Origin of the sequence: Sphingomonas sp. CCH9-E2 (genome assembly GCF_001557215.1) — a bacterium.
GTDB lineage: Bacteria > Pseudomonadota > Alphaproteobacteria > Sphingomonadales > Sphingomonadaceae > Sphingomonas.
Genome location: NZ_LSJM01000343.1, coordinates 1 through 1,638 on the forward strand (window position 1 = coordinate 1; position 1,638 = coordinate 1,638).

General features: G+C 69.7%; 2 protein-coding genes. Both read right to left on the reverse strand.

Going from position 1 to position 1,638, the window contains the following annotated elements; genetic code table 11:
* The coding region (locus tag AX681_RS16120) for a terminase large subunit domain-containing protein (protein WP_197424306.1) at nt 1-825 on the reverse strand (825 nt) is incomplete at its 3' end.
* Nucleotides 815-1,348, reverse strand: a complete 534-nt coding sequence (locus tag AX681_RS16125) for a hypothetical protein (protein WP_156442667.1) — start codon at nt 1,346-1,348, stop codon at nt 815-817. The genes AX681_RS16120 and AX681_RS16125, both read right to left, overlap by 11 nt.
* Between the last annotated feature and the right edge of the window lie 290 nt (nt 1,349-1,638).

Below are 1,638 nucleotides of genomic sequence, written 5' to 3' on the forward strand. Positions count from 1 at the left end.
CACCCGGACCGGCTCATCCACCACAACCGCCCGAGCCGCCTCGATCATCGCCCGCGTCCACAGCGCGCCCGGCACATCGCACAGCAGCTCGCCCTCCAGCTCCTGCCGCCCCAGCCGCGTGCCGCCATATTCGGCCTCCATCGCTTCGACGAAGCTCGCGGGCAGATGCGGATTGTCCCGCGTCGCCCCCCGCGTCTCGACGCAGCTCGGCAGCGCCATCACCCGCCGCATCAGCCGCGTCGATCGCGGCGTCGTCGTCACCAGCACGCGCGGCCGCTCGCCCAGCCGCAATCCCATCGCCAGATTGTCCCACGCCGCATCCCCCCGGCGGCCCCATTTGCCCAGCTCATCGGCCCAGGCGGCATGATGCTCCGGCCCGCGCAGCCCTTCGGGCGACTCCGCCGAATAGGCAAAGGCCACCGCGCCCGACGGCCAGTGCAGCTCGCGCGCGCTCGCCTTCCACACCGGTTGCCGGTCGGACCGCGCCGTCGCGATCAGCCCCGACTGCCCCTCGATCATCACCCGCCGCACTTCGTCCAGGCTCGCCCCGACCAGCGCAAACCGCCCCTCGGGTTCATCCACTGCCAGCTGGTTGACCCATTCGCTCCCCGCCCGCGTCTTGCCGAACCCGCGCCCGGCACGGATCAGCCACACCCGCCAGTCGCCCGGCGGCACCAGCTGCCCGCCATGCGCCCACAGCTTCCACCGCGCGAGGAACTCGCGCCGCATCGCCGGGGTCATCGCGCGCACGGCTTCGGCCCGTTCGCACTCGGGCAGCGCAAGCAGCCGGTCGATGACCGCGCCGATCTCCGGGTCACTCGCCATCGGACACCGCCTCGGCCGTCGCGGCCTGATGGATCAGCTGCACCGGCGCGCGCGCACGCCGCGCCTCGATCACCCGCAATCGCTCGAGCAACACCCGATCGGTATCGTCCGGCGCGGCGAAGGTCGGCTTGCGCCCCTTGTGCGGTTTCGCCGTTGCGTTGCGGTGCTGCGACAACAGCTTCAGCGCGGCCTCGAAATCGATCGCCGGCGCGTCGCCCCGTTCGTCCATCCGATCCACCCGCGTCAGCCCGGCGAGCACATGGCCGATCAATCGCGTTTCGACCATCTGATAGCCCAGCGCGAGCGCCTCCTCCCACTGCGCCGCAAAGTCAGCGTCGCGGCGCCGGATTTGATAGACCGACGTCTTGCACACGCGCGCCGCTTCGGCCGCTGCGCTCACGTTGCACGTCGCAGCCAGATGGTCGAGAAACGTGGCGCGCATCGCCGCGCTCCACTGCACGCGCTCCGCCGCGCCCAGCGGCGATGACCGCCCGTCAAGATTGGTGCGGCGTCCGCTTACCATCGCCATTCTCCCAAACGCAGATCGGGCCGGCACGCGTCACCGCCCCGGCCCGATCCATTTGATTTCAAAGTCCGAAGACCCGCGTTTTCAGCGACCCGATCGCCGCGACTCGCAATTCTTCAGCGTTCCCTTTATGTGCCAGATCAGCGTGACGATGTCAAGCATTTTGTTCCCATTTGGTTCGCAATTCACTCATCGCCGGTTCATCGTACCTGTGCCATGCTGCCAGCATGACCCACCGCCCCGCTTTGCTCGCCCCGCTGGCCCTGCTCGCCGCCGCCCTTCCCGCC

Excerpts from the sequence above, each read along its gene's own strand:
- AX681_RS16125 (WP_156442667.1), bottom strand. The coding sequence starts at position 1,348 with ATGGTAAGCGGACGCCGCACCAATCTTGACGGGCGGTCATCGCCGCTG.